This window comes from Carnobacterium sp. 1290_CSPC, from assembly GCF_001053265.1.
GTDB classification, from domain to species: domain Bacteria; phylum Bacillota; class Bacilli; order Lactobacillales; family Aerococcaceae; genus Aerococcus; species Aerococcus urinaeequi.
The window spans coordinates 17833-42956 of the sequence record NZ_JVVG01000002.1 but is presented as its reverse complement, the minus strand read 5'-3'; the positions used below and the strand labels follow the sequence as shown (position 1 = coordinate 42956).

24 protein-coding genes and 1 riboswitch are annotated in these 25124 nt (G+C 42.9%); of the genes, 8 read left to right on the top strand and 16 right to left on the bottom strand.

The window, feature by feature from the left end; genetic code table 11:
• Positions 1–421: 421 nt before the first annotated feature.
• The 4 genes from AC973_RS00210 to AC973_RS00195 are packed head-to-tail and all read left to right on the top strand — an operon-like array spanning position 422 to position 3503.
• Positions 422–799, top strand: coding sequence for a GntR family transcriptional regulator (locus AC973_RS00210; protein WP_048725651.1), 378 nt, complete (start codon positions 422–424; stop codon positions 797–799).
• Entirely contained in the window at positions 792–1478 is a 687-nt protein-coding gene (locus AC973_RS00205; RefSeq protein WP_048725648.1) for an ATP-binding cassette domain-containing protein, read from the top strand. Before AC973_RS00210 ends, AC973_RS00205 begins: the two co-directional genes overlap by 8 nt.
• Positions 1478–2293: a hypothetical protein gene (locus tag AC973_RS00200; protein ID WP_048725644.1), complete on the top strand. Its 816-nt coding sequence runs from the start codon at positions 1478–1480 to the stop codon at positions 2291–2293. Before AC973_RS00205 ends, AC973_RS00200 begins: the two co-directional genes overlap by 1 nt.
• A gap of 13 nt (positions 2294–2306) precedes the next feature.
• On the top strand, positions 2307–3503 hold the full coding sequence (locus tag AC973_RS00195) for a hypothetical protein (RefSeq protein ID WP_149315270.1): 1197 nt from the start codon (positions 2307–2309) through the stop codon (positions 3501–3503).
• Positions 3504–3579: 76 nt separating this feature from the next.
• Here the strand turns inward: AC973_RS00195 and AC973_RS00190 are convergent, their stop codons facing one another.
• From AC973_RS00190 to AC973_RS00140, 11 genes are all read right to left on the bottom strand, one after another.
• Positions 3580–4527 (bottom strand): ABC transporter ATP-binding protein, encoded by a 948-nt coding sequence (locus AC973_RS00190; RefSeq protein ID WP_048725639.1) that lies wholly within the window; start codon positions 4525–4527, stop codon positions 3580–3582.
• A gap of 11 nt (positions 4528–4538) precedes the next feature.
• Entirely contained in the window at positions 4539–5723 is a 1185-nt protein-coding gene (locus tag AC973_RS00185) for an ABC transporter ATP-binding protein (protein ID WP_048725636.1), read from the bottom strand.
• 23 nt (positions 5724–5746) lie between these two features.
• The gene (locus tag AC973_RS00180) at positions 5747–7375 is read right to left on the bottom strand and encodes an ABC transporter substrate-binding protein (protein WP_048725633.1); all 1629 of its coding nucleotides are present in this window, start codon (positions 7373–7375) and stop codon (positions 5747–5749) included.
• A 21-nt stretch (positions 7376–7396) separates the two neighbouring features.
• On the bottom strand, positions 7397–8341 hold the full coding sequence (locus AC973_RS00175; RefSeq protein WP_048725631.1) for an ABC transporter permease: 945 nt from the start codon (positions 8339–8341) through the stop codon (positions 7397–7399).
• Positions 8342–8552: 211 nt separating this feature from the next.
• Positions 8553–9503, bottom strand: coding sequence for an ABC transporter permease (locus AC973_RS00170; protein WP_048725628.1), 951 nt, complete (start codon positions 9501–9503; stop codon positions 8553–8555).
• Entirely contained in the window at positions 9496–10782 is a 1287-nt protein-coding gene (locus tag AC973_RS00165; RefSeq protein ID WP_048725624.1) for a M20 metallopeptidase family protein, read from the bottom strand. Before AC973_RS00165 ends, AC973_RS00170 begins: the two co-directional genes overlap by 8 nt.
• On the bottom strand, positions 10754–11980 hold the full coding sequence (locus AC973_RS00160; RefSeq protein ID WP_048725621.1) for a M20 metallopeptidase family protein: 1227 nt from the start codon (positions 11978–11980) through the stop codon (positions 10754–10756). The genes AC973_RS00165 and AC973_RS00160 overlap by 29 nt, the downstream gene beginning before the upstream one ends.
• 442 nt (positions 11981–12422) lie before the next feature.
• Positions 12423–13580: an N-acetylglucosamine-6-phosphate deacetylase gene (gene nagA, locus AC973_RS00155; protein ID WP_048725619.1), complete on the bottom strand. Its 1158-nt coding sequence runs from the start codon at positions 13578–13580 to the stop codon at positions 12423–12425.
• Positions 13581–13841: 261 nt separating this feature from the next.
• Positions 13842–15020 carry an ABC transporter substrate-binding protein gene (locus tag AC973_RS00150; RefSeq protein ID WP_048725616.1) on the bottom strand — a complete coding sequence of 393 codons (1179 nt, stop codon included), beginning with the start codon at positions 15018–15020 and terminating at the stop codon, positions 13842–13844.
• Between the two features lie 338 nt (positions 15021–15358).
• Complete coding sequence (locus AC973_RS00145; RefSeq protein WP_065419831.1) at positions 15359–16456, bottom strand: SLC13 family permease; 1098 nt, start codon at positions 16454–16456, stop codon at positions 15359–15361.
• A 151-nt stretch (positions 16457–16607) separates the two neighbouring features.
• Positions 16608–17744: a glycerate kinase gene (locus tag AC973_RS00140; protein WP_048725612.1), complete on the bottom strand. Its 1137-nt coding sequence runs from the start codon at positions 17742–17744 to the stop codon at positions 16608–16610.
• Positions 17745–18216: 472 nt separating this feature from the next.
• On the opposite strand from AC973_RS00140, the gene relB reads away from it, so the two are divergent.
• Positions 18217–18393 carry a type II toxin-antitoxin system RelB family antitoxin gene (gene relB, locus AC973_RS09915; RefSeq protein ID WP_353616941.1) on the top strand — a complete coding sequence of 59 codons (177 nt, stop codon included), beginning with the start codon at positions 18217–18219 and terminating at the stop codon, positions 18391–18393.
• Positions 18394–18486: 93 nt separating this feature from the next.
• On the opposite strand, the gene thiD is transcribed toward relB, so the two are convergent.
• The 3 genes from thiD to AC973_RS00125 are packed head-to-tail and all read right to left on the bottom strand — an operon-like array spanning position 18487 to position 20777.
• Positions 18487–19311: a bifunctional hydroxymethylpyrimidine kinase/phosphomethylpyrimidine kinase gene (thiD, locus tag AC973_RS00135; protein ID WP_048725608.1), complete on the bottom strand. Its 825-nt coding sequence runs from the start codon at positions 19309–19311 to the stop codon at positions 18487–18489.
• On the bottom strand, positions 19312–19938 hold the full coding sequence (thiE, locus tag AC973_RS00130) for a thiamine phosphate synthase (protein WP_048725604.1): 627 nt from the start codon (positions 19936–19938) through the stop codon (positions 19312–19314). It abuts the gene before it with no gap.
• The gene (locus AC973_RS00125) at positions 19938–20777 is read right to left on the bottom strand and encodes a hydroxyethylthiazole kinase (RefSeq protein ID WP_048725601.1); all 840 of its coding nucleotides are present in this window, start codon (positions 20775–20777) and stop codon (positions 19938–19940) included. Before AC973_RS00125 ends, thiE begins: the two co-directional genes overlap by 1 nt.
• Before the next feature lie 181 nt (positions 20778–20958).
• A riboswitch (TPP riboswitch) is annotated at positions 20959–21049 on the bottom strand.
• A gap of 232 nt (positions 21050–21281) precedes the next feature.
• On the opposite strand from AC973_RS00125, the gene AC973_RS00120 reads away from it, so the two are divergent.
• Positions 21282–21779, top strand: coding sequence for a GNAT family N-acetyltransferase (locus tag AC973_RS00120; protein ID WP_048725597.1), 498 nt, complete (start codon positions 21282–21284; stop codon positions 21777–21779).
• Between the two features lie 74 nt (positions 21780–21853).
• Positions 21854–22141, top strand: a complete 288-nt coding sequence (locus tag AC973_RS00115) for a YkvA family protein (protein WP_225968889.1) — start codon at positions 21854–21856, stop codon at positions 22139–22141.
• 284 nt (positions 22142–22425) lie between these two features.
• Here the strand turns inward: AC973_RS00115 and AC973_RS00110 are convergent, their stop codons facing one another.
• On the bottom strand, positions 22426–22995 hold the full coding sequence (locus tag AC973_RS00110) for an NADPH-dependent F420 reductase (protein WP_048725590.1): 570 nt from the start codon (positions 22993–22995) through the stop codon (positions 22426–22428).
• A gap of 157 nt (positions 22996–23152) precedes the next feature.
• Positions 23153–23506 carry a winged helix-turn-helix transcriptional regulator gene (locus tag AC973_RS00105; protein WP_048725587.1) on the bottom strand — a complete coding sequence of 118 codons (354 nt, stop codon included), beginning with the start codon at positions 23504–23506 and terminating at the stop codon, positions 23153–23155.
• A gap of 229 nt (positions 23507–23735) precedes the next feature.
• Here AC973_RS00105 and AC973_RS09450 point away from each other — a divergent pair, with 229 nt between their 5' ends.
• Positions 23736–25097 carry a DNA/RNA non-specific endonuclease gene (locus AC973_RS09450; protein ID WP_053083807.1) on the top strand — a complete coding sequence of 454 codons (1362 nt, stop codon included), beginning with the start codon at positions 23736–23738 and terminating at the stop codon, positions 25095–25097.
• Positions 25098–25124: the final 27 nt, after the last annotated feature.

Sequence of the window (25124 nt, the reverse complement as noted above, 5' to 3'; positions counted from 1 at the left end):
TTGCATTGAATAATTCTTTTTAATTTGCTGATTTTGGTTAAGTGTAAGTATTATTCTAGTAAAAATTAACAATGCTTATCAACCATTTCCTTAAGTATGTTTTCTTTTCCCCGTGGACAGATGTCGTCGATGCTTTGTCAAAAAACTACTGCAATAGAACGTACGAGAATAATCTGTGTTAGTTGAATTTTTATACACGACTGCTCTCTTAAGTAGCGAATTGATTTGTATAGCAACAACCCTCCCTCAATATACATACGCTTGTCAACCTATCCTCTTTTTGCCAATAAAAATCATTAAATAATTTTTATAGAACCCTGCTATTGACACTTGAAGTGTATTAACCATATAATACAGATAAGAAAAGTGTATTAATTGAATAACACACTTTCGATAAAGCATTTTTGAAAGGAGGGTCTTCATGGTTGTGTTTGATAAGCAGGCGCCAATTTATGTGCAATTAGCCGACCATTATAAGGGGGAGATTGTTGCTAGCCGATTGATGGCTGGGGATAAGTTGCCCTCTCGTCGTGATATCGCCAAAACGTTCAAGATTAACCCTAATACGGTTCAGCGGGCGTTTAAATCATTAGAGGAAGAAGGGATTATTGTGTCAGAAGCCAATGTGCCAAGTCGAGTGACGGAAAACCAAATGATTATTCAACAATTAAAGCGTGATGCTTTGGAGCAGGCCATGGCGGTCTTCTATGATACGACCCAGGTCTTGAATATGGACCCGCATGAGATTACCACTTACATGACAGAATATTTCCAAAAACGAGGTGAACAAGATGATTGAGATTGAAAAGGTGAATAAATTTTACGGGGCGAAGAAAATTCTCGAGGATGTATCTTTCTCTATTAAACCAGGAGAAATTACGGCTTTAATTGGGGAGAATGGGTCTGGAAAAACGAGTTTGATGAATGGTTTGATGAAGTTAACCCCAGTCGCTTCTGGTCAGTTTTTAATTGATGGTAAACCGATCGATTTTAATGATTTTAATCGGATTTCTTACATTCCTGACACCATCATCGTGGTGAAAGAGATGACTATTCAAGAAGCTTTGGATTATATGGCCACATACTATGGTACTTATGATCCAGTCTTAGCTAAAGACTTGGTAACTTTCTTCAATTTAAATCCTGGTGAAAAGATTTCACACTTGTCTAAGGGGAATACGGCTAAGGTGAATTTACTGCTAGGTCTAACTTTAAACTCGGATTATCTCATCATGGATGAACCTTTCTCTGGGGTTGATATCTTTACTAGGGAAGAGATTGCCAATGTTTTCACCAGTAAGTTGATGGCTGGGCGTGGCGTCTTGATTTCAACCCATGAAATCAATGAGATTGAAACTTTGGTGGACCGGGTAGTCATGCTAAAAGACCGCCGGATTATTCAAGATTTCTATACGGAAGATTTACGTTTAGAAGAAGGCAAGTCGATTACCGATAAGATGTGGGAGGTGTATCGCTAATGACAAAATTACTGAATTTAATAACGGATGAATTAAAACGGGCGAAAGTGTTCTATTCCCTGCTGATTGCTTTTGTATTAGTGACTGAAGGAATCATGGTTTTTGGAAACGTCAGGACAAGCTATATGGCGATTGCATCCGGAAATACCTCGGATTACCCCTTCCCTATTACCAATTTAGCCTCTGCTTTTGATGATAGCATGGCCTTTACCATGATTATTGGGGCCACTGGTTTTGCATTACTCGCTTATTCGGTCTTTTCCTGGATTCGTGACTGGCACTTTCAAGGAAACTTTATTTACCGATTGTTAACCCTACCTGGAAACCGGGCACCGATTGCCTACGCCAAGTTAATCTCTACTTTGATCATGATGGCTGGGATTTTGATTTTACAATTGGTCGTATTCTATGTTGCAAACGCCGCTTTTTCTATCATGTTTGCTGAAATCTACACCACGACACCAGTTTTGATTCAACTTGCAACCCAAATGCAAACGAGTTTAGTCTTGTTCCCGCCTCTCCCAGGACAAACCTTCCTAACTTATGGTGGTGGCCTATGGTTCTTATTCACCTTAATGAATAGCATGATCATTTTACTTAGTGCGAAAGGTTACACTTGGACGCGGACTTTATTAACAATCGTCATTTACTGGGTAGTATCCATTGTCCTTGTCTACCTGATGGGCTTTTCAACACTCACTATGCCACTTACTGCGACAGAAGGGACTATTATCGTCTTAGTCTTCATTTATGCCGCAAATATGATCAACGGTTACATGATGTCATGGTTGATGAACCATTATGTCAGTATTTAAGAAAGGAGGTATCATGATGAAAATGCGTAAACAAAACTGGCTGACACTTATTTTCCTAGTGGTAATTGTTGGCGTGTCCTTATTCGTCTGGCTTGGGGTCGGCACCTTTAAACCTGTTAAGGTGACCAGTGTAAACCCTGGAGTTAGCGGGCAAGAAACCCAACCATCGAGCCTTTATATAACAAGTGAAGATGATCATAATTCAATTCACTGGATTCCTCTATCAAGACGAGGTGACGCGCTAAATCCTACGATCAACGCTAGTTACGGTATGTTTAGTAGCCAAGTTCAAGATGCAGTCTACAAAAAATTCTCCTTGTTCGACCGGCCAAACTTGTCCAATGCCCGATTGATTTTGGAGAATGATGACCTACAATTATGGCAGGCTGATACCCCCCTAGGCGATAACAAAGCCCAGTTAGACTTGACGCTGATTCAAAAAAATGATGAGGGCAACTGGACCTATTCCAAACCATCTTATCAGTTAGACCAAGCGGACCGGACTGGTAACAGCCTGATGTCAATCGCTGAAGATGACACGACCATTTACTTGGTATACGCTTTCCTAAAAGACTACGACCAAGCCGATTATTTAAAAACTTTTGAATTAAACAAGGAAAATGGTGAAATCACGGAATCCACTACCATGGACAATTCGGTTTATGAATTGTACTCAGACAGTGTTGATGGCCTAAACCGGAATCCTAAGTACCACTTGTTGCCAATAGCAGCAACAAATAATGAAAACAGTGAAGACTATATCTCTCCAACTACTTATGAGATTATCAATCCAACAAATGGTAACAAACAAACCATGGACACGTCATCATTAGTAAGTGCTTTAGAAGAACTATCTGGTGAAACCGACATTATGCCGGTGATTATTGAAGATAAAATCTTTGTCTTAACCAATAATTATGTGGAGAATGACTACGGTAGCTATCCTAGTCAATTAAGTATTTACGCTTACGACATGGAGATTCAAAACTTTGACCAAGTATGGCAGTCAGACCTTGCACAGAACCCTGACTACTACATTGATAATGGCTATATCTTCCAAACCCTTGCAGATGGCAAAACAGGCCAATTGCAACGAGTGGATGTTGCCACTGGTGAAACGACCACTGTAGAAGAATATACTATAGAAGAAAACAGTCCATATTCTTTCGCAAAAATCACCAGTGTTGAAGAACAACAATTCCTTCAATAAGAAAATAATGTCGTGAAAAATATTAAAAAGGTGGCCTGGAAAAATTCCAGACCACCTTTTTCGTATGCGCCTATATTTATACCAATGCCAAAGCTGGTTTCACCTGGTCTTTGTAGCCAGCTACTTCACTTGGATGACAGTAGACAAAGTGGTCAGGGGCCACTTCAACTAGGCTGCAATCCGTCCATTGATTCTCACTATAAGCTAAGCCGTCAAAGTGAAGGCGTTGACGAACTTTTTCTGACTCTGGGTCAGCTGTTGGAATCGCCGATAACAAGGACTTGGTATAGTCATGCAAGGGGTTGTTATAGATTTCATCAGCTGTACCGATTTCAACCAACCGCCCTTGGCACATGACACCAATCCGATCAGAAATATATTTGACCATAGACAAATCATGGGTAATGAATAAATAGGTTAAATCATTGGCGATTTTCAATTCCTTCAACAAGTTAACGATTTGGGCTTGAATGGACACATCAAGGGCTGAAATAGCTTCATCCGCAATAATTAACTTTGGTCTTAGGGCTAGCGCTCTAGCAATCCCAACCCGCTGACATTGACCCCCTGAAAACTCCCGTGGGTACCGATTAGCATAAAGTGGGTCTAAGCCAACTTGAGCCATTAATTCGGCCACAGCAGCTTCTTGTTCTTGTTTTGTTTTGACCAAACCATGGATCCGCATTGGCCCACCAATAATTTCTCCCACTGTCATCCGAGGATTTAAAGAGGCAAAGGGATCTTGGAAGATCATTTGGATGTCTTTTCTAAAGGCCAATAGGTCACGGCGTCCTTTAATTTGGGCAATATCTTGACCTAAAAAATTGATTTCACCATCACTCAGGTCTTCTAATTTCATCAAGAGTTTCCCTGTTGTTGACTTACCGGACCCTGATTCTCCTACCAATCCAAAGGTTTCCCCTGCCTTAATGGTAAAGGTCACGTCATTTACGGCGATTACTTCTTCCGCCCGACCTTCAGCATAGACCTTTTTCACATGGTTAACTGACACAATATCTGGCATCAAATCCCCTCCTAACTTTCATAAACTGGTACATTTTCGGCTAATTCTTCATATAAATATGGTCCGTAAGTTGAGTCGGCATTTTCAAAGGCTGCAAGTCCGTAAGCTGAACTAGTAGCCTCTTGGTCCGCTTGCGTTTTTTCAGCAGCAGCCCGATCTAAAATACTTTGGTAGACCACATAACGCGCTTGAATATCTACTGGTAGCGTCACTTTAGGTGCTCGCTCATCTAACAACCATGTTGCAGCCTGATGCGTTTCTGAGACCTTAAACATGGGTGGATCTTTTACAAAATCTATATCCAGTGCGTAAGGGTTCCGTGGGGCAAAAGGGTCACCCGCCGCCAACTTGGCCATATTGGGTGGGTTACCTGGAATGGTATACAAGTTGTCGTCTTCTGTCGACAAGGTTGGGGTCGCTTCTAGTAAGCCCCAGGTATAAGGATGTTGCGGATGGTAGAAGATTTCATTAGTAGTCCCTGTTTCAACAACTCGGCCGGCATACATGACAGCTACTCTGTCGGACACATTGGCCACGACGCCCAAATCATGGGTAATAAAGATAACTGAGGTGTCGAATTCATCTTTTAATTGGTTGATCAATTCAATAATACGGGCTTGAACAGACACATCTAGTGCTGTCGTTGGTTCATCCGCGATTAAGATTTTTGGTTTACAAGCAAGGGCCATGGCAATCATGATCCGTTGGCGCATCCCGCCTGAAAATTGGTGGGGATAATGGTAGGCCTTTGTTTCTGGGTCTTTAATTTCTACCTTTCCCATAAGGTCAATAGCTCGGCGCATGGCCGTTGCCTTATTGACTTTGGTATGAGCCATTACGGCTTCAGCAATTTGCATGCCCACTGTCATTACTGGGTTCAGCGAGGTCATTGGGTCTTGGAAAATCATGGCAATTTCAGACCCTCTAATCTTGGTTAAGTCGGACTTACTGGCTTTTAAAAGGTCTTGGCCTTTAAAAAGGATTTCGCCACCTTCAATATTGGTCACGTTCTTAGCCAACAAACCGGTAATGGCTTTGGTAGATACAGACTTGCCTGATCCAGACTCACCAACAATCGCCAGTGTCTCCCCTTTTTTCAAGGAGAAGGATACGTCGCGGATAGCTGGTAGAACACCGTTTAGGGTTTTAAAGGAAATTTTGAGGTTTTTAACTTCGAGTATCTTATCGTTGTACATGTGGATCAAATCCTTTCTGTGGCCTAGTTGAAGGTCCATTCTTGAATATCTGTTAGGGATCCAAACCAGAATGGCTGGATACCACCATTCAGGTCGGTGGTTTGAATGGTGAATTGGTAATCAGAATACAGTGGCACTAGGTAAGCTTGTTCTTGGAAACGGGCTTGGATGGCCTTGTAAGTTTCGTAACGGTCTTCAAAGCTGGTTTGTGATGCCCCTTTGTTGATTAATTGATCAAGCTCTGGGTCGTTGATGTTGACTTGATTTGATCCTGATGATGACCAATAAGAGCCTTGGTCTGGGTCAACGTTTAGGGCTAACCCCATCATAGCTAGGTCGTAGTCGCCTGCTGATACATTGGCCGCATGGGTGGTAAAGTCGGCTGATGTTTGCACGACATCTAATCCAATAGCTTCTAAGTCTTGCTCAATCAAGTTGGCGGCATTCATCCGGGTAACATTTCCTGTTGGAACGGCCAATTTAATGGTCTGACTAGTATCAAACCCTGATTCTGCTAGCAATTCTTTAGCACGATCTGGGTCATAGGCCACTGGGTCTAAGTCCGGGTCTTTATAGGCTGAAATTGAGGTATAGGTAGTTGGAATAACTTCCCCTTCCCCCTGCAATAAGCCGTCTGCCATCCGGTCACGGTCAATGGCTGCTAAAAGCGCCTGTCTAAAAGTGACGTTATCGAATTTTTCATTGTTGATATACATAAACTGAACTGAAGTCCCGTAGTTAGATTCGACATAGATGTCCTCATTCTGTTCAAGGAATTTGATATCTGAAATTGGAATCAAAGCAATCCCACCACCAGCAGTCATGTCTAATTCACCTGCTTGAAGGGCAATCACCATACCGGTTGAATCCATAATATGAACGATGGCATTTTCAATAGTTGGCTTGCCTTTATGGTAGCTTTCATTGGCCACCATCTTGACGTAAGACCCTGATTCATATTTCACGAATTTATAAGGACCAGCAAAAACAGTCGGATTTGTGGCAAATTCAGAAGAACCCAGGTTATAGATATCTTCTTTTTCTACAACATGCTTAGGGGCAATCATAATCTTAAAGCCAATGTTTTCATAAACGTAAGCTGGGTCAGTGGGTGTTTTCAAGGTAATGGTTAAGGTCTTGTCATCAATTACTTGAACACCGGAAATGGTTTCAGTCCCTTCCGCTAATTTACCAGCATCATCCACCCCTTCGATAGACTTCAGGTTGGCTGAGTTTGAGGTTTCAACATCTGGATTAGCGATGATATTGAAATTATAGGCCACATCATCCGCTGTAAAAGGGGTCCCGTCTGACCAGACGACATCATCTTTAATGGTGATGGTATAAACTAAGTTGTCTTCTGTTGTCATTGAAGCGACATTGGGTTCAAACACGCCTGCTTCAGGTTGGTCTAGTAATGATGGGTACATGAACCGTTGAATCCATTGGCCGGCAACGTCTGTGGTGTTAAAAACGTTAAAGCCGGAAATGGTGTTAGTTGTCCCAATATCCAGTGTATTGTCAGTAGTGCTTGTTTCTTGGGCTTGGATTTCAGTCGTTAGACCCACTGAACTATCATTGGATGTACCGCAGGCCGCAAGTACTAAGGTAGCCGCTGTTGCGATAACTAGCGATAATCGTTTTGCTTTCATGGTTTTTCCCTCCTCCCAGTCTTATATCTCACCTTCAACTGCGCTACGTAAGCCTTCACCAATAAAGTTGATGGATAAAACGGCTAAGAATACGGCCAATCCAACTGGTATCCACCGCCAAGATTGCATGGTTAATACCGATAGGGACTGAGCTGCAGTCAACAAATTCCCCCATGAGGCAGTAGGTGGTACAACCCCTACACCTAGGAAAGAAAGCGAAGCTTCTGTGATAATAGAAGTTGAAATCCCAAAAGTCATATTGACTAAAATTGGTGACAACATATTTGGAACGATTTGCTTAAAGACAATGTTGCTTGTTGAATAACCAGAAGCAACGGCTGCTTGAATATAATCAGCACCTTTTAGTTTCATCACTTCTGCCCGGACTATCCGACAAAGCGGTGCCCAAGCAAATAAACCAATCACAATCGTTACATTCCAAATAGATGGTCCAAGAATCCCAACTGCAACTAGGACTACTAGGAAATAAGGGAAGGACATGATCACTTCCGTTAAACGCATGATCACAAAGTCCCATACACCACCTAGGAATCCAGCTAGTAAACCTAAACTGGTCCCAATGGCTGCATAAATCAATACCGATACAATCCCTACAAACATAGAGACTTGGCCCCCGTATAGTAAACGAGAGAATACATCCCGGCCAATTTCATCTGTCCCTAACCAGTGGGTAGCAGTTGGCGCTTCTAGAAACCCACCTACTATTTCATCTGGATTATAAGGGGCAATTACCCCCGCAAATACTGTTGCGGCTAATAAAATCATAAAACAAATTAGGCCAAATACAGCCGCCTTGTTGCGGGCAAACCGCTGCCAAATAATAGTCCAGTAGCCCGTTTGCTTGATGCTTGTATCTGTTTTTTGTGTCTCACGGGCAAGCATATGTTGATCCATAAAATCTTTTGGACTCGCATAAGTCGCTTTAAATAAGTGGTCTTCAGCCATCTCTTTCCCCTCCTAAATTCCTGTTAAGGTGTAAGAGCCGACGCAAAGAGAAGAACGTTGGAAGATTAGGGCAGTGGCTGACAAAGTCAGCAACAACCTAATCTGAAACACAGTTCTCTTTGGAGGCTCGAATCCGATTTTAATCCCTTTTCAATGTACAAAGCCGACGCAAAGAAAGGAATCATCTTGGCATCTTCTCGCACTGTCATGTTTATTCGTAGCGAATCCGCGGATCTACATACGCATAAGATACATCTACCAATAAGTTACATGCCAATACAGCAAAGGCTGATATCAAGGTAATGGTCATAATGACTGGATAGTCCCGTGCATTAATAGACGCCATCATCAATGACCCAATCCCTGGCCAGCGGAATACTTGTTCAGTTACGACTGCCCCACCGATTAAACGGGGAATATCAGACCCCATAACGGTTAAAATCGGCACTAAAGCATTTGGCAAGGTATGACGCTTAATCATATCCTCTTCTTTTAACCCTTTAGCAACTGCTGTTCGCATATAGTTTTGTTCGTTAATGCCAATGACGGTTGACCGGACATAACGGGTCATGTTGGCACAGTAAGAAGCCCCCAATACTAGAGTAGGCAATACATAGTAGGAAATACCCTGCCAGAAGGTCATATCTCCTGATAAGTTTTCCCGACCCCCAATTGGTAACCAGCCCAATTCAACTGAGAAGAAATAAATCAATAGCATCCCTAAGAAGAAGTTAGGCATAGATACACCGGCAAAAGAAAAAGTCGTCAGCAAATGATCAACCCAGGTGTTTTTATGGTTAGCTGCATAAATTCCTAGTGGAATAGCCACAATATAGGCAACAATCAAGGTCCCAAACATCAACTGTAAAGTTGGTAAGAGAGCTTCGCCGATTAAACCTGTAACAGCCGTTCTCGTTCTAAAGGAGAAACCTAAGTCGCCTGTAAATAAGTTGGTCAACCACCGCCAATATTGAACTACAATTGAATCATTTAAACCCAAGTTTTCCCGAATCATTTCTATTTGTTCAGGAGTGGCATCCGGTGATTGGTATAAATCGGCAATATCACCTGGCGCCATTTGAATCATGGCGAAGGCTAAGATAGAGATAATCAACAAAACTGGCACAATTAGTAATAATCGTTTGCTGAGGTATTTAATCATGAGGCACCACCTTTAAATATTGACTTAAAGTCACCAGAAATAGTGACATAGCGTTTAGAATACAAGCTTCATTGGCGACGAATCTACTATTATGCAAAGGGTAGCTAGCTTGACCTTGCTTGTCCTTTTCCAGGAAGTCACAACCGATAGTGAAGAAGGCACCTGGTGTGTCTTCAAGGTAGTAGGCAAAGTCTTCGCCGTTCATCATTGCGCCTGTTGCGGCGGTGTTTTCGATAACATCTGTGAAAACGGCTGAGTAGTCGATGGCGGCCACTAGGTCAGTCACGATGCTTGCGGTGTTTTGAATGGCTGGGTAGCCCTCTTCATAATCCACACTAGCTGATCCACCATGCATAGCTGCTGTCATCTCAGCGATTTGAATGAATTGGTTCTTGATTGTGACCCGACCTTCTGGCGATGAGGACCGTACTGTGCCAACAAGGGTTGCTGTATCGGCAATAATATTTGGCGCGCCCATACCAGCGTCTACCCCCGCAACAGTCACCACTAACGGTTCAATGGGGTTGGACACCCGGGATACTAAAGTTTGTAGGTTGGCGATCGTTTCAGCAGCAATGACCACAGAATCGATGGCTGTATGTGGAGATGATGCGTGACCGCCACGACCTTGAATTTTGATTTCAAAGGCGTCTGAAGCAGCTGACCCATAACCCAGCGAATATCCAACAGTGCCGGCCTCTTTTGAAGGGTCAATATGGAGACCAAATACTGCATCCACACCCGCCAAGTAACCAGCATCTACAATGGCTTTAGCCCCGCCAGGTTTCTTCTCTTCAGCGTGTTGGAAGATGAAGACGACCGTGCCCGCAAATTCATCGCGGTGGGCTTGGATGACTTGAGCCACTCCTAAAAGTGTTGCGGTATGAATATCATGTCCGCAAGCATGCATGGCACCTGTATTTTCCGATGCAAAGGGTAAATCTGTTTCTTCCGTAATGGGTAAGGCGTCCATGTCTGCCCTTAAGGCAATGGTTGGACCCGGTTTAGACCCATGGACCCGAGCGACAATTCCATAACCATCCCCCACATTCCGGTCGATATCAAAGATTTTGGCTGACAACAATTCCATATAAACGAAATTGGCTGTTGCTACCTCCTCAAAAGACAATTCAGGATTTTTGTGTAGGTGGCGCCGGACTTGGACAACATCTGATTCAATAGACGCTGCATGTTTTAACCATTTGGCCAAAAGGGCTGCCGTGGCTTGGCTGACTTCACTTTCGATTCGACTAGTACTCGCTATATCTGCTTTCAACATAGGCTTCAACCTCACTTTCGATAACATAATGATTGACGATGGTTAAGATGGTTTCTAGTCCCAACATGAGACATCTTTGGTCAATTTCAAATTTTGGATGGTGATGGGGGTAATTCTCGCCGTCTGGATGGGCACCCGCTGGAATAAAATAGAAAAGTCCCGGGATTTTTTGGACGTAGTAGGCGAAATCTTCCCCACCCATACTAGCTGGCTTTTCATTGACCATGTCTTGGCCAAATCTTTCTTTAAAGATATCAACTACTGTTTGCGTTTCCGTTGGATGGTTGTAGAGGGCTGGATAGCCATCAATGAAATCTATCTTAACTGAAGCACCATGGGCTGCCGCAATATCTTCAGATAGGGAGAATAAATCTTTTTTTGCAAGGGCACGTAAGTCAGGATTATAAGTCCGAATCGTCCCATTTAAGCTAGCAACGTTGGCCATGACATTGGCCACCCCGTTCCCAGCATGGAAGTTCCCAATTGTAACAACACCAGGATCCATAGGGTTTTTATGGCGCGAGATAATGGACTGTAATTGCTGGATCAGGTAGGCTGCTGTCAAGGTTACATCCACATTTTGGTGGGGAGTAGCTGCGTGACCACCTTTCCCGTGGACCTCGATGGCGAAGGTATCTGAATTGGCGGTCGCAAACCCTTCGTGGTAAGAGATGGTGCCATCAAAGGCTTTTTCGCCTGACACATGAAGGCCGAAGATTTTATCCACATCGTCTAGGGCGCCGGATGCCATAATGGACTTGGCACCACCTGGTTTCACTTCTTCCGCATGTTGGAAAAGGAATACCAATGTCCCAGCGATCTCTTCTTTCAAATGGATCAAGTATTTCGCTGCCGTTAATAAAATTGTCGTATGGGCGTCATGACCACAAGCGTGCATCACCCCGTCAACTGCCGACTTATAAGTTAAGTCTGTCTCTTCCTGAATTTGTAGCGCGTCCATGTCGGCCCGAAAGGCAATTGTCGGACCCGGCTTGTCACCTTTAAGTCTGGTGATCACCCCTCCGCCACCAACATCTGTTTCAATATCGGTGTAGCCAAAATTTTCTAGTTCTTGGCGTATAAGCTTTCTGGTCTGGTATTCATGAAAAGATATTTCTGGATGACGGTGTAAATGTTCGAATGTTTCACTGGCATACGCTTGATAATTCAAAGCGTGATGATTGGCGTCTTGGTTCATGTTCTCCACCCCTAATTTTCTTATCTGATTATCTATACTGATATAACGCTTTGTGTTACATTTTATAACATACAAGGTTACTCATGTAACGTTTTTTAATCGATGTTTAAATTATAGATTGAAAAATAATTATATGCAAGTACATTTTTATCAGTGAAATCTCATTTTCATTCGTTTTCACGATAAAACCAAGCTTTTGAAAGGTTAAAAAATTTTACCAATTGATCTAGTCAAAAGGCGAATTTGCTCACAATTGTGACAATTTATGTCATAAAACATTACATGTCATTAAGAGTTGACTAGATAGGTTTGTAAGAATTTTGCCTTTTTACAAACAAAAAAAGCACCAAACCAGTCGACTCATGTCAACTAGCTTGGTGCTTAAAATTGGAGGTGCGCAGAAAGTCGCTCCACTGCACAAATTCATTTTTATATCTATTGGTTACGCTTGAAATACTGAAACACCATTTAGGTAAGTTTCTTTTAGGTTCATATCAGCATCAACCACAATGAAGTCCGCTGCACGGCCTGGTGCAATCACACCAACTTGGTCTTCTAAACCAACAGAGGCTGCTGGCACTTGCGACGCCATGCGCAAGGCATGCTCACTGTCAACAACGCCCCACTCAACCACATTCTTAACCGCTTGAATCAAGGTCAAGACTGACCCAGCTAAATTACCTGACTCAAGTCGCGCTTCACCTTCTTTTACAATAACCAGAAATTCGCCTAATTGGTAGTGGCCATCAGGCATACCTGCCGCTGACATGGCATCTGTAATCAAGACTGTTTTGTCCCATCCTTTGGCTTTCACCAAGGCTTTGGTTGCACCTGGATGGACATGTTTTCCATCACAAATTACTTCCGCATAGGTATCATCCGTTGCCATCGCTGCCCCAACCATTCCTGGATTGCGGTGGTGTAAACCAGACATGCCGTTATAAGTATGGATGAAAATGTTGGCACCCGCATCAACCGCTGCAGTCGCTTCTTCATAGGTCGCAGATGAGTGAGCTAGGGCTACTCGTACCCCTTCTTTCGTGATAGTTTCTGTGAAAGCTTTAGCCGTCTTCCGCTCTGGCGCTAGGGCAATTTTATTGATCAAACCTTTGGCCGCTGACTGCCAGATTTCAAATTGACCCAAGTCAGGATCACCCATATAGGCTGGGTTTTGCGCCCCCTTGTGTTCTTCCGTGAACCATGGTCCCTCGAAGAAGATACCTAAAATTTTCGCCCCCTCAGCTTCCTCGTAGTGGTCACCGATTTTTCCAGCAACAGAAGTCAACAAGTCAGCAGAAGAAGTTAAGGTTGTTGGCAAAAAGGCTGTCACACCTGTCGATGGCAAGCCTTTAGACATAGTCTGAACCGCTTCAAAATCATCATCCATCACATCTGCCCCGTGGAAACCATGGATGTGGGTATCCACTAAACCAGCCGCCACTGTACAACCCGTGTAATCTTTAACCTCACCTTTTAAGGGTTTCTCTATCGTTGCATAACCAAATTGACCATCTTTGACTTCTAAATAAGCCTTTTCTACAACTTCGTCCGCTAAGATAATCCGGTCCGCATAGATATAATATTTATTTTCTTCTAGCATATGTCCCACACTTTCTTTCTATATATAAATATATTTTCAATGTGATTTGTTGATCCATAATGTATTATACGCTACTTGATCGAATCATCCTATGACTAACAATCGATTTTCGCATACCGTGAAAATGTCTCAGAAGCTATGTGTAGAATTAACTTGAAATATTAGCTGTACTCAAAAAAGAGTCACGACATGAACATCGCGACTCTTCTACTAATATTGGCCCAACTTAGTCTTGTTATCCTTTTTTCAAAAAAGTAGGTCTTATTCAGCTGTTACGGCTTCTACTGATGAGATTTCGCCTTCTGTGTAGCCTACTACGAATGAGTTCATTACTGGGTTGTGGTCTTCATCGAATGAGATGTTTCCTGTTACCCCTTCAAAGTCTTGGGTTTCTTCTAGGGCGTTGCGGATGGCTTGTGGGTCTGTTGAACCGGCACGGTCGATGGCGTCAGCTGCTAAGCGGGCTGCGTCGTAACCACCTGCTGAGAACAAGTCTGGCTCTGTGTCAAATTCCGCACGGTATTTCTCTGCGAATTCGTTGGCTGCGTCTGAACCATATTCTCCTGTCACGAAGATGGTTGCGTAGTAGAAGTCAGTTACGTTTTCTGCACCCGCTAGGTTGATGAATTCGTCGTTACCTAATCCGTTTGGACCTAAGATAGCGGCATCGATACCCATTTCACGGGCTTGTTTCACGATGGCTCCACCTTCTGGGTAGTAACCGGCGATGAATAATACGTCTGGATCTTGGGCTTTAACGTTGTTTAGGATTGAGCTGAAGTCAGTGTCTCCTGATAAGAATGACTCTTTGATGACAACGTCACCTGAGTAGTCTTCCTCAAATTGAGAAGCTAAGTTTTGACCATAATCCGATGAGTTATCTTGTAAAACGGCAGCCGTGCTCCAACCTTTCTCGTCCGCAAAACGGCCAAGTGCTTCTGTTTGGTTAGAGATTTGGAAGGCAATTTGGAAGACATAGTCAAATACATTTCCTTGTGAATCCAATGTTAAATCATCAACCGTTGCTGAAGGGATGATCATTGGAACTTCCGCGTTTTCAGCTGGTTGAATCGCTGCTTCTGTTGACGCTGCGATATCTGACGCTAATAATACAGACAAGTTTTCTTCTGCTAACAGACGTGTGGCTTCATTGGCAGACTCTTGAACGTTAGATTTGTTATCTGTTGCGATGTAGTTGATTTGCTTACCATCGATACCACCCGATTCGTTGAGTTCATTGAAGGCTAAAGTCGCACCGTCATTGATGTAAGAACCGTAAGCAGATGCTGATCCCGTTAAACCAAAGTCCCCGCCGATGTTAATCGTATCAGAATCTTCTGATCCCGCAGAAGAAGAGCTGTTGGATGTTTGTGTCACTGAACCACAGGCAGCTAAAGTAGCTGCAGATAATAATGTTAAACCAAATTTCTTCAAATTCATATTTTCCTCCTAAATCAAACCCTACCAATAAATACCAACAATACAAACCTTTATCAAGTAGACTAAAAATTTGCTTATACCAATAAAAAAAGCCTCCCTAAATGGGAAGCTTAGGTCCCATCTAGTGTTTCAACACAAATAGGACATATGAAATTGGCTGCTGCCGAATTCCCTAAGTCCTAGAATCAATAATAATAATGACAATATGCTTATTATTTTGCGTTGTGCTTAACATAATGAGATGCCTCTTTCGTTTTCTAATATAATTTTAATTTATACTAAAAGGGTCAAGAATGCAATACTTAATTAAAGGATAATGATAAAAAAGTGAGAAAAAACTACCACGGGAAGAAAAGGAGGCCTAAAATCAGGACAAAAATCACATTTATGATGGTGAAAATCTTGAAATAAGCCCTAGAATCCATGGACATAGCGTTTCGAATAATGGTAAAACCGATTAAATTGGCTAATGAAGCGACCATGGTTCCTAAGCCCCCAATGTTAACCCCCATCAACAAGCTATGAGCCTGGTCTGTAAAGGGTGAAACCAGAATAGTGGTCGGAACATTTGAAAAGACTTGTGAAGCCAAGAGTCCTGTTAGGTAAGCCATGGCCTTGCTTGAAATATTAGCTGCCAACCAAGTTTGGACAAGTGTTAAGTCAGTAATGTTTCCGACTAATACAAAAAATGACGCAAAAGTCAGTAGCAATAAGTAATCCACTTGCAGTAAATACCGCCAGTTAGTCAGGAGGACATAGGCCACAATAAAGGCCACGGTCCAAAAAATATTAAATAAGCCAAAGATAGCAGTGACCATAAGCACCATGCCAATACTCGCTTGAATAACAATCGACCTATCTACTGCATTGCCCTCAACTTGTGTGTGTGCTGCCCTTTTCTCTACGAAGAAAGTTGCGACCATAACAAGGATAAAGCCGGCGACCATCAGGGGTAGGGTCCACCACATGAAGCTGACGAAATCGACTGGATAGGTTGAATAGATGATGAGGTTTTGTGGGTTGGAGAAGGGGAAGAAGACCCCGCCTAAGTTTGCGGCTACGACTATTAGGGCTGCCCCGAGCACCCGGCCTTTGAAGGCTGGTAGGTGACGCAGGATGTTCAAGTAAATCGGTAGTAGGGTCAGGACGGCGATGTCGTTGGACAATAGGAATGATCCAAAGAATGAGGTCAGGACCATGGATTGGACAATGACGCGGCTATTTCCGGACCAGTCGATCAATTTTATCGAAGCCCACCGTAATAAGCCTGACGTCTGGAAAAAGGCTAGGACAATCATCAAGCCGAATAAACTGACTAAGACGTCATATTTGATATAGGTCGGGTCAAATTGGCCGAAAATCACAGCGATTGTGGCCAAGCTTGCGGCAATCACAAAGAGCATATTCTGCCGTACCCAAATGTTCATTTTATGCATAAGTAAATCCCCTCAAATTTGTATTCCCATAAAAAAGCCACCAGCCAAGAAATCGGCGGTGACTCCATTAATTGCTACATTATTCTACCAAAAGAAAGTGGGATTAACTATGTAAAATTGCCTTGATTAGCAAATCCGAGAGGGCTTTTGACTATGAATAAATAGCGCGAATAACATTCTCTGTAGTAGACGCTAAATTATCTTTCGCATTGGCAATCAGTTCATCCAAGCTAGCAGCACCTTGGGCAATGCCAAAGACTGCGTCAATGCCTTCAGTATAGAGCGCATCAATTCCCTTTCCGACATGGCCTGCTAAGGCGATGACCTTTCTATCTGGATTGACCGACTTGAAGGCCTGGGCAACACCATATGGAGTTTTCCCGAATTTCGTTTGGAAGTCAATACCGCCTTCACCCGTCAAACATAAGTCACAGCCTACTGCCGCTTCCTGAAGTTTGGTATAGGCCAAAACGATTTCAATCCCCTTGTTCATCTCTGCTTGAGTAAAGGCTAGGAATCCACCACCAAGACCACCCGCTGCTCCAGCACCTGGTGTATCCGCGATTGATTTACCTAAGTCTTTTTGGATAATGTCCGCAAATGCTTGTAAATTATGGTCTAAACTAGCGACCATTTCTTGATCCGCCCCTTTTTGTGGGCCAAAAACAGCTGAAGCCCCTTCTGGACCAACTAGGGGGTTGTTGACGTCAGAAGCGATGATAAAGTGGGTAGTTTTTAAACGTTTGTCTACTTGGTCAACTTTAATGGTTGCTAAGTCAGCCAAGGCGCCACCACCGTAGCCAATTTCATTGCCGGCTTTATCTATCAGTTGGTAGCCTAGTGCTTGGGCCATTCCAGCACCCCCATCATTGGTTGCAGAACCGCCAAGGCCAATAATAATCTCTTGAATACCTTGGTCAAGACAAGCCAAAATCAATTGACCAGTTCCGTATGTTGTCGTCACCATTGGATCCTTTGTTTTCTCGGTGACGTAGCCTAAGCCAGATGCCTCAGCCATTTCAATGATGGCCGTTTTGCCATTACCTAAAAGCCCATATTTAGCCGTTACTGGATCACCTAAGGGACCAACCACTTCCGCTTCAATGACTTTCCCATCCGTTGCGTCAACTAGGGATTGGACAGTGCCTTCACCACCATCCGCCATGGGAATCTCCACAATTTCCGCATCCGGCAGAGCTCGGCGAATGCCTATCGCCATTGCCTTGCAAGCCTCCAAAGCTGTCAAGGACCCCTTGAAGGAATCCGGTGCCACTAAAATTTTATGCATATACTTGTCACTCCCGTCTTGAATGTCTTTGTTTCATTCTACCAAAAAAGCGATTACAAAACCTAGATTGAAGGTTTCCCTTAACTTGAAAGTGATAATCTTGTGTGGTATTATAACGCTAATATTAGCGGTAAAGATTTTTTGTAGGCATTCTTTAAAGGATGCCTTGATGGAAGTGCTAGATAAATTCTAAAATATTCAGCGTTTCGTGTATTGAAGAGGTGATCATTTTGCTAGGCATGTCTAAAACAAGATTTTTTATTAGTTTTTGCTTATCCCTATTTCTACTTTATGGCATGGTATCACAAAGTAGTCAAATGATGAATATCGGTAGTCTCGCAACACTTATCTATCTCGTAATCCTAACCATCTATGATTTTGTGGTTAAACGACGTCAGAAATAATAGTCATCATATGAGGCTATAATATGCATACATCTTCCTTTGGCGTTACGGATTAAGAATACTTATTTATTCAATATATGGCTAAATTGAATAACTTGAGTGTTTCAGAATTAGTGAGAACAAGTCTTCTGACAGACCTAGAAAAGCAAATAGATATAACCTTGTACGAGAAAGCAATGGCACAACATCAATCTAAAGATGAAAGCATATCTCACCAAGAGATGCTAGAAGAGTTGGGCTTTTAGGCTGTAATAAATTTTAAACATATAAAATAAGGACCAAGATTTGGGATTATGCGCTTGCACTTTTTCCCTAGTCTAGGTCCTTTTTGCTATGTTTTACTCACTTTCAACAACTATATCATCTGACAAATCCGCCCAGTGGTTGGTTGGTCCGTGTCCATGGCCGACGTCGATTCCGTCTGCGATAGCACCCTGGATAAACTGCTTGCCGATAATGATGGCATCCTTCAAGTCAGTTCCTTTAGCCAATTCGGCTGCGATTGCGGCAGACAAGGTATCCCCTGTCCCGTGTGTGTTTTCTGTATTGACCCGTGGACTAGACAGCCATAATTGTTCCCGGTTTTCAAAGAGAACTAAGTCTCTGGCCCGTTCTGCTTTTGAATGGCCCCCTTTGACAATCACGTTTTTAGCCCCATATCCTTGTATCTTCAATCCCGCCGCCAACATATCCGCTTCTGATTCAATGGTCATGTCAGCGATGATTTCTGCTTCTGGAATATTTGGTGTGACTAAGGTCGCAAGAGGGAGTAATTTGTTTTGAATGGCGTCGACGGCGTCTTGGTCCAACAATTGATGCCCGCCCTTAGCCACCATGACTGGGTCAACGATTAAAGGTCCAAAGTCTACCTCTTTCAGATTTTTAACCACATTCTCTACATATGCCCCGTTAAATAACATGCCTGTTTTGACAGCGCCGATTTTGAAGTCCGCTTTCAATGAGGTAAATTGTGCATCGATAAAGTCCAGGGGTACTGGTAAGGCCGATTGGACGCCTAAAGTATTCTGGGCAGTCAAGGCGACCACAATAGACATACCAAAGGCTTTGCGAGCTTGGAAAGTTTTCAAGTCAGCTTGAATCCCTGCACCCCCACCTGAGTCAGACCCAGCGATTGTCACTACTTGTGGTGTTGAATTTACCATTTAGTCCACCTCCAAAATATCCGCTACTTCAGCTTTTAAATCTCTTACGCGTTGTGTCACCGAATCTGCCAACATAATTTCAGAAACTACTGAAATCCCCGCAATCCCACTACCGGCTAATGTTTTGATATTATCCAGTTGAATGCCGCCAATTGCGACAACGGGGATGGCTACTTGGCTGCTGATCGTCTGTAAAGTTTCTACTGTTACTAGGCTGGAATCCTTGGTAGTTGTTGGGAAGATGGCCCCAACACCCAAATAGTCCGCCCCTTGTTGGTAGGCTTCTTCTGCCCGCGCTAGGGTTTTTGTTGAGACCCCTAAAATCTTGTCTGGCCCGATGAGTTTCCGAACCACGTCAACCGGCAATTCGTCGTCGCCAATATGGACACCCGCTGCGTCCACCGCTAGCGCTAAGTCCACCCGGTCGTTGATAATCAATGGCACATCATATCGGTCGGTGATGGCTTTCAACTTTTGAGCTAAGGCGTAAGCATCGCGGCTGGTTGCCGTTTTGTCCCGGAATTGAACCAACGTAACCCCCGCCTTGACTGCGTCTTCAACCACATGTAAAAAGGCGTCTTCTTGGTAATCAAAACCTGCTGTGACTAGATATAAACTGTAATCCATTATAGTTGACCTCCCTTGATACCTGTTACCCATTCATCGTCTTCTAACAATAGGGATAGGTTGTTCAATGTTGCTTGTCTAAAATCGGCTAGACCATGTGTTGTTGCGTCCGCTTTTTCACCACATAAATTGAAGTAAGATACCGCTAAAATCACAGCCTCTAGGGCTGGTTGACCAACTCCTAATAAGGCTGTAATCAAGGCGCCGACAATGTCTCCAGTCCCAGTAAAGCGACCAAGATTGTCTACCCCATTTTTCAAGTAGTAAATGCCTGACGCATCAGCGACCACGTCTACTGGTCCTGTTGCTAATAGAGTTATACCGGCATGGTCTGACACCCATTCTTGCATGGCTTGGCCCAATTCCACTAAGGCCGCCTCACTTTGGTCATCGGCCCCAGCATCAACACCTCGTCCCGTCGACCCTAGACCACAGAATGTCCGCATTTCAGACAAGTTACCCTTGATGACATCTGGTGTAGATGCGCTGATTTCTTGTGCTAGGTCATTACGCAAGGGACTAGCTGAAACCCCTACTAAATCCAGCACGAAAGGCGTGTCTGTTTCGTCAGCTGTTCTAGCAGCCAATACAATGTTGCGGATTTTCTCAGGCGACAAACTCCCAATATTGATCAAGGCCCCATCATTTTGATTGAAGAAAATCTCCATCTCAGCTGCCTGGTCTGCCATGACTGGGGCCGCCCCCACATATAATAAGGCGTTGGCCACTGATTCCACCGTCACGGTATTGGTTAAGCACTGGATTAGCGGACTTTTAGCTAATGGGAAGGGGTTGTCGTAAGTTGGTAAGGCTTTTAATGTATATAAATCGATTGTCATCTTTTAAATCCTTTCAATATCGCATCTTTTAAATCATTATGGTGAAGTATCGTCGTTGTTCAATTATCTAGATATCTTTGGAAAAAAAAAGCCCCCTTTCCTGTCAGTATTCGACAAAAGGGGGAAATAGTCGTCCAAATGAATGATAGCAAGGCAAAAAGCCAAACGAATCATATTTTTGACAATATTTACTGCATTTTCCTTCGCCAGCATTAACTGTATCAGGTTCCATGGGTATAATCTCAGCTGTCACAGCACCCCAAATGTCTCTATGAATTAATTCTATTCAAACAATCTTTTAAAGGAATGTCAACCCTTTCAATTTGAGGTACTTTTGAACGATAGTTAAAAAAGTAAAGCCTTAGGTCTTATGCTTTACCTACCATAACCATAGATGGCATATCTTCCTTCTAAAGAATGCTCTTGTTTACGCACTATTGTAAGCATGTGATTGGTATGGGTATAATAAGGGAATTCGACACAACTTTATAGGAGGTCTAAAGTATGAAAAATTTTGAACATTACAGCCAAGTCGACACGGAAGTCCTTAGAGAAATATGGAACGATATTTTGGTGGACGGTGTCGCCTTCCCTGGTTTAGACCTCTATTCAAGTGCCGCATTTGAGAAGAAACTGGCTGCTTATAATCAAGTTGACGTCTTGCAGGTGGATGATCAGATTGCTGGCTACTACCTAATTAAAGCAAATAACGAAGGTCGGGCAAGTCACATAGCCAACGGGACTTACGCAGTGAATAAAGCCTTCCGGGGTCAAGGTTTGATCAATGACTTGGTAGCAAAATCCATTGAAACGACTAAAATGAACGGTTTTAGAGGGATTCAATTTAACGCGGTTGTGGCCGAAAATAAGGCTGCTATCCATACTTACGAGAAATTTGGCTTTGAAATTGTGGGAACTATTCCAGGCGGTTTCCAAGTGAAAGACGGTCGTTATGTGGATATGCATATCATGTATCTAGATTTAACGAAGACAAATCCCTAAATTAGGTCTTAGGACGGATACATCAAATCCCTTTTCCATTTAATATATAGACATGAGAAAGGATGATGTACGCAATGAAACAAACATCAAAAATGACCTTGGGCAAGTTCGCCAAAGCCTTATTTAATAAGGAAACACCTACCTACATCAAGGCGATTACTGGATTAGCACTCGCTTATACCGTCTTCCCAGCTGATGTCTTACCAGATATCTTCGGTCCCTTGGGATTTGTGGATGACGCAGCGGTAATTGGTGTCTTGACGACGATTGCCATGTCCTTATTAGATCATTACAATGAAAAACAAGCTACGCAAACAGCCAATACCCACACCGACTTTGATCCAAATAAAGTGATCAACTAGATGAAAATACCTACCCCTAAAAGCCGTGAAACCCACTACCCCGGGTGTTACGGCTTATTTTTTGTGGTTATGGCAAAATAAAAACCACCAACATGCTAGTATGAACTAAGTCGTTGGTGGTTGTGTTAAATCTATAATATTTTTATAACTAATTCTAGTCTAAATATCGGGCTTGAAAAGTCAAACTCTTCCAATGCTTCCCAAAATACGCCAATTACTTGACAGTAATTGTTCGGCTTTTGGTCCAGCCCATCGAGTCTAAACGACTTTTCTCACAACTCGCCTTATTTAACTACTGCAAATCCTGCTGTCCACGCGATTTCTTCGCGGGCTGCTAATGTGATTTGTAGGAAGCCGATTGCTTCTAATTCACGAGCACGTGATAATTCACCTGCGTCTACAAAGTTCAAGCCACTACCTTCTAATGCATCTTTGAAGGTTGCTTTAGCGTCTGCTTCACCAGCTGCTAAAACTGTTGTCGTATTGTCGCCAACTTGTTTAGAAGCTAATGTAGTCCCAAAGTTTGTGTTGAAAGCTTTGATAACTTTCGCACCACTTACTTTTGCTTGGATTTCTTGGGCTGCTGAGGAGTCAGCTGGCACAACTAAACCATCGAAAGTGTCGAAATTTACTGGGTTAGTGATATCAACGATGATTTTGCCTGCTAATTCGTCAACGTAGTTAGAGATGATGCCATCTACTGCTGCGTAAGGCACTGCCAATACAACAATGTCGCCTAATGCTTGTTTACCGTCTTGAGAACCGATGTAAGCGACGTCGTTTCCTGCTTCTTGGAATAAGCCACCGATTGCTGAACCCATGTTACCTTTACCGAATACTGTAATATTTGCCATGTTTATATACCTCTTTCATTTGTAAGTTTATTGGTTACTTGTTGATAGGTATATTTAACCATGAAAATCCACTTACTAAAAGTAGGCACTTTTTCCTTAGCTACTTACTTATTGGTAAGTAATGGCGGATACCAAGGCTTTGCCAGCAAAAAAGTTTTTAATTTTTTTCTGTATTTTCAATTCCAGGCAGGTTACCGTTCAAATAATCGTTCCCCCAAGCCCGCATCACTTCAATAATAGGTCTTAAAGTATCCCCCAATTCACTCAAGGAATACTCCACTCTTGGCGGCACTTCTGCATAGACGGTCCGCTGGATAATCCCGTCTGACTCCAACTTACGCAGGTTTTCCGTCAAGACTTTCTGACTGATCCCTTCGATAGACCGGTGCAGTTCATTGAAACGGTAAGTTCCCTTCAATAATTCTCGAATAATTAAAACCTTCCATTTATTCCCAATTAGATCGACCGTTGTCGCTACTGGACATACCGGTAATTCTTCTTTCGCTAACATGATTTCACCTCAATCGACTTTCTATTACAAGTATCATACCAGAAATTTGCCTGATGATTATTGTGAAAAGACTACAGACATTGATTTTGTGAACCCTTGACGAGAAATAATTTTATCTATTTTACATTTTGTAAATAAAAGAACGATAATCATTGCAGTTTAGAATGACGGCCGATATAATGTTAGGCAATATGGGAAAGAATAGATACTTTTGGGAGAAATATGAATAATGAAGAAAAAGAATATTAACTGGTTACGTTTGTTGGCTTACTTGGCTCTATTGATAATATTTATCGTGTTATCACCATTCATTTTAGTGGTTGCACCTATTCTGGCCTTGTTTTTCTACAAGTTTAAACCAAATAATCAATGGTTCAAAAACAGCTTGATTGCCTTTGCGGGTGCATTAATCGCAACGATTGTCATCTTTTCAATAGATACAGGTGACACTGAAGCCAATCAAACCGCCCTACAATCACAAGCACAAGTCATATCCTCAGATCAAGCTTCTGATAAGGATTCCGATGAGGCTTCTGAATCAGCAGCCGAAGAAGCGGCTGCTAACTCCGCTAAAGATGCGTCACGCAAATCCTCCAAGGAATCTTATGACAAAAAATTAGCCGCTGAATCAAGTGCACGCCAAGCCTCTTCTATGAAACGTGCTGAATCAGAGTCTAAAGAAAAAGCAGCAGCTGAATCTAAAGTAAAAGCCGAAAGTGAAATTGCCAGCCAAGCAAGCGCTGAATTCACAAAAGTACGTACAGTACCTGCTGGGCAAACTTATATAGAAATTAACAATAATATCCCTTACTTTACAGATGCGGATATTACATCGACTGAAGCCTACGAATCATACGGTGAACTGGATAGTTTAGGTCGGGTAACCGCCGCAAACGCTGTCCTCGGCGTCGAACTGATGCCTACTACAGAACGTGGTGATATTTCAGATATTAAGCCCACTGGCTGGCAGCAAGCCAAGTATGCCAATGTTTCTGGTGGTTGGTTGTATAACCGGTCTCACTTGATTGGCCACCAACTAACTGGTGAAGATGCCAATGCCCGCAACTTGATGACTGGGACTAGATGGTTTAATACTGAAGGGATGTTGCCATTTGAAAACTTTGTGGCTAACTATATTGAAGAAACAGAAAACCATGTCCGCTACCGCGTTACACCAGCATTCGAAGGGGATAACCTACTGGCATCCGGTGTATACATGGAAGGTTTCTCTATTGAAGATAACGGGGCAACTATCCAATTCAATATCTATGTACCAAACATCCAGCCAGACGTTGAAATCAATTATGCAGACGGCTCATCAGTAGGTCCTGAAGGCCCAACACAAGATGAATCATTACCAAACTTAAACCAATCTTCAACCGTTTCTGAAACTGCCCCTGCAGCCGAAAGTGCACCCGCTACTACAGCACCTGCATCTGGTGGTGATGTCAGTTCGGTTGATGCCAATGGCAACGGACAGGTAACCATTAAAGAAGCCAAAGCAGCAGGATTTTCAATGCCTATTTATTCAGACCATTGGTTGTATCCATATATGGACGACCGTGACGGCGATGGTATGGTTGGTGAGTAATCCGCCCTACAAGTTGTATATACGCCA

Excerpts from the sequence above, each read along its gene's own strand:
- AC973_RS00210 (WP_048725651.1), top strand. The coding sequence starts at position 422 with ATGGTTGTGTTTGATAAGCAGGCGCCAATTTATGTGCAATTAGCCGAC.
- AC973_RS00205 (WP_048725648.1), top strand. The coding sequence starts at position 792 with ATGATTGAGATTGAAAAGGTGAATAAATTTTACGGGGCGAAGAAAATT.
- AC973_RS00200 (WP_048725644.1), top strand. The coding sequence starts at position 1,478 with ATGACAAAATTACTGAATTTAATAACGGATGAATTAAAACGGGCGAAA.
- AC973_RS00195 (WP_149315270.1), top strand. The coding sequence starts at position 2,307 with ATGATGAAAATGCGTAAACAAAACTGGCTGACACTTATTTTCCTAGTG.
- AC973_RS00190 (WP_048725639.1), bottom strand. The coding sequence starts at position 4,527 with ATGCCAGATATTGTGTCAGTTAACCATGTGAAAAAGGTCTATGCTGAA.
- AC973_RS00185 (WP_048725636.1), bottom strand. The coding sequence starts at position 5,723 with ATGTACAACGATAAGATACTCGAAGTTAAAAACCTCAAAATTTCCTTT.
- AC973_RS00180 (WP_048725633.1), bottom strand. The coding sequence starts at position 7,375 with ATGAAAGCAAAACGATTATCGCTAGTTATCGCAACAGCGGCTACCTTA.
- AC973_RS00175 (WP_048725631.1), bottom strand. The coding sequence starts at position 8,341 with ATGGCTGAAGACCACTTATTTAAAGCGACTTATGCGAGTCCAAAAGAT.
- AC973_RS00170 (WP_048725628.1), bottom strand. The coding sequence starts at position 9,503 with ATGATTAAATACCTCAGCAAACGATTATTACTAATTGTGCCAGTTTTG.
- AC973_RS00165 (WP_048725624.1), bottom strand. The coding sequence starts at position 10,782 with ATGTTGAAAGCAGATATAGCGAGTACTAGTCGAATCGAAAGTGAAGTC.
- AC973_RS00160 (WP_048725621.1), bottom strand. The coding sequence starts at position 11,980 with ATGAACCAAGACGCCAATCATCACGCTTTGAATTATCAAGCGTATGCC.
- nagA (WP_048725619.1), bottom strand. The coding sequence starts at position 13,580 with ATGCTAGAAGAAAATAAATATTATATCTATGCGGACCGGATTATCTTA.
- AC973_RS00150 (WP_048725616.1), bottom strand. The coding sequence starts at position 15,020 with ATGAATTTGAAGAAATTTGGTTTAACATTATTATCTGCAGCTACTTTA.
- AC973_RS00145 (WP_065419831.1), bottom strand. The coding sequence starts at position 16,456 with ATGCATAAAATGAACATTTGGGTACGGCAGAATATGCTCTTTGTGATT.
- AC973_RS00140 (WP_048725612.1), bottom strand. The coding sequence starts at position 17,744 with ATGCATAAAATTTTAGTGGCACCGGATTCCTTCAAGGGGTCCTTGACA.
- thiD (WP_048725608.1), bottom strand. The coding sequence starts at position 19,311 with ATGGTAAATTCAACACCACAAGTAGTGACAATCGCTGGGTCTGACTCA.
- thiE (WP_048725604.1), bottom strand. The coding sequence starts at position 19,938 with ATGGATTACAGTTTATATCTAGTCACAGCAGGTTTTGATTACCAAGAA.
- AC973_RS00125 (WP_048725601.1), bottom strand. The coding sequence starts at position 20,777 with ATGACAATCGATTTATATACATTAAAAGCCTTACCAACTTACGACAAC.
- AC973_RS00120 (WP_048725597.1), top strand. The coding sequence starts at position 21,282 with ATGAAAAATTTTGAACATTACAGCCAAGTCGACACGGAAGTCCTTAGA.
- AC973_RS00115 (WP_225968889.1), top strand. The coding sequence starts at position 21,854 with ATGAAACAAACATCAAAAATGACCTTGGGCAAGTTCGCCAAAGCCTTA.
- AC973_RS00110 (WP_048725590.1), bottom strand. The coding sequence starts at position 22,995 with ATGGCAAATATTACAGTATTCGGTAAAGGTAACATGGGTTCAGCAATC.
- AC973_RS00105 (WP_048725587.1), bottom strand. The coding sequence starts at position 23,506 with ATGTTAGCGAAAGAAGAATTACCGGTATGTCCAGTAGCGACAACGGTC.
- AC973_RS09450 (WP_053083807.1), top strand. The coding sequence starts at position 23,736 with ATGAAGAAAAAGAATATTAACTGGTTACGTTTGTTGGCTTACTTGGCT.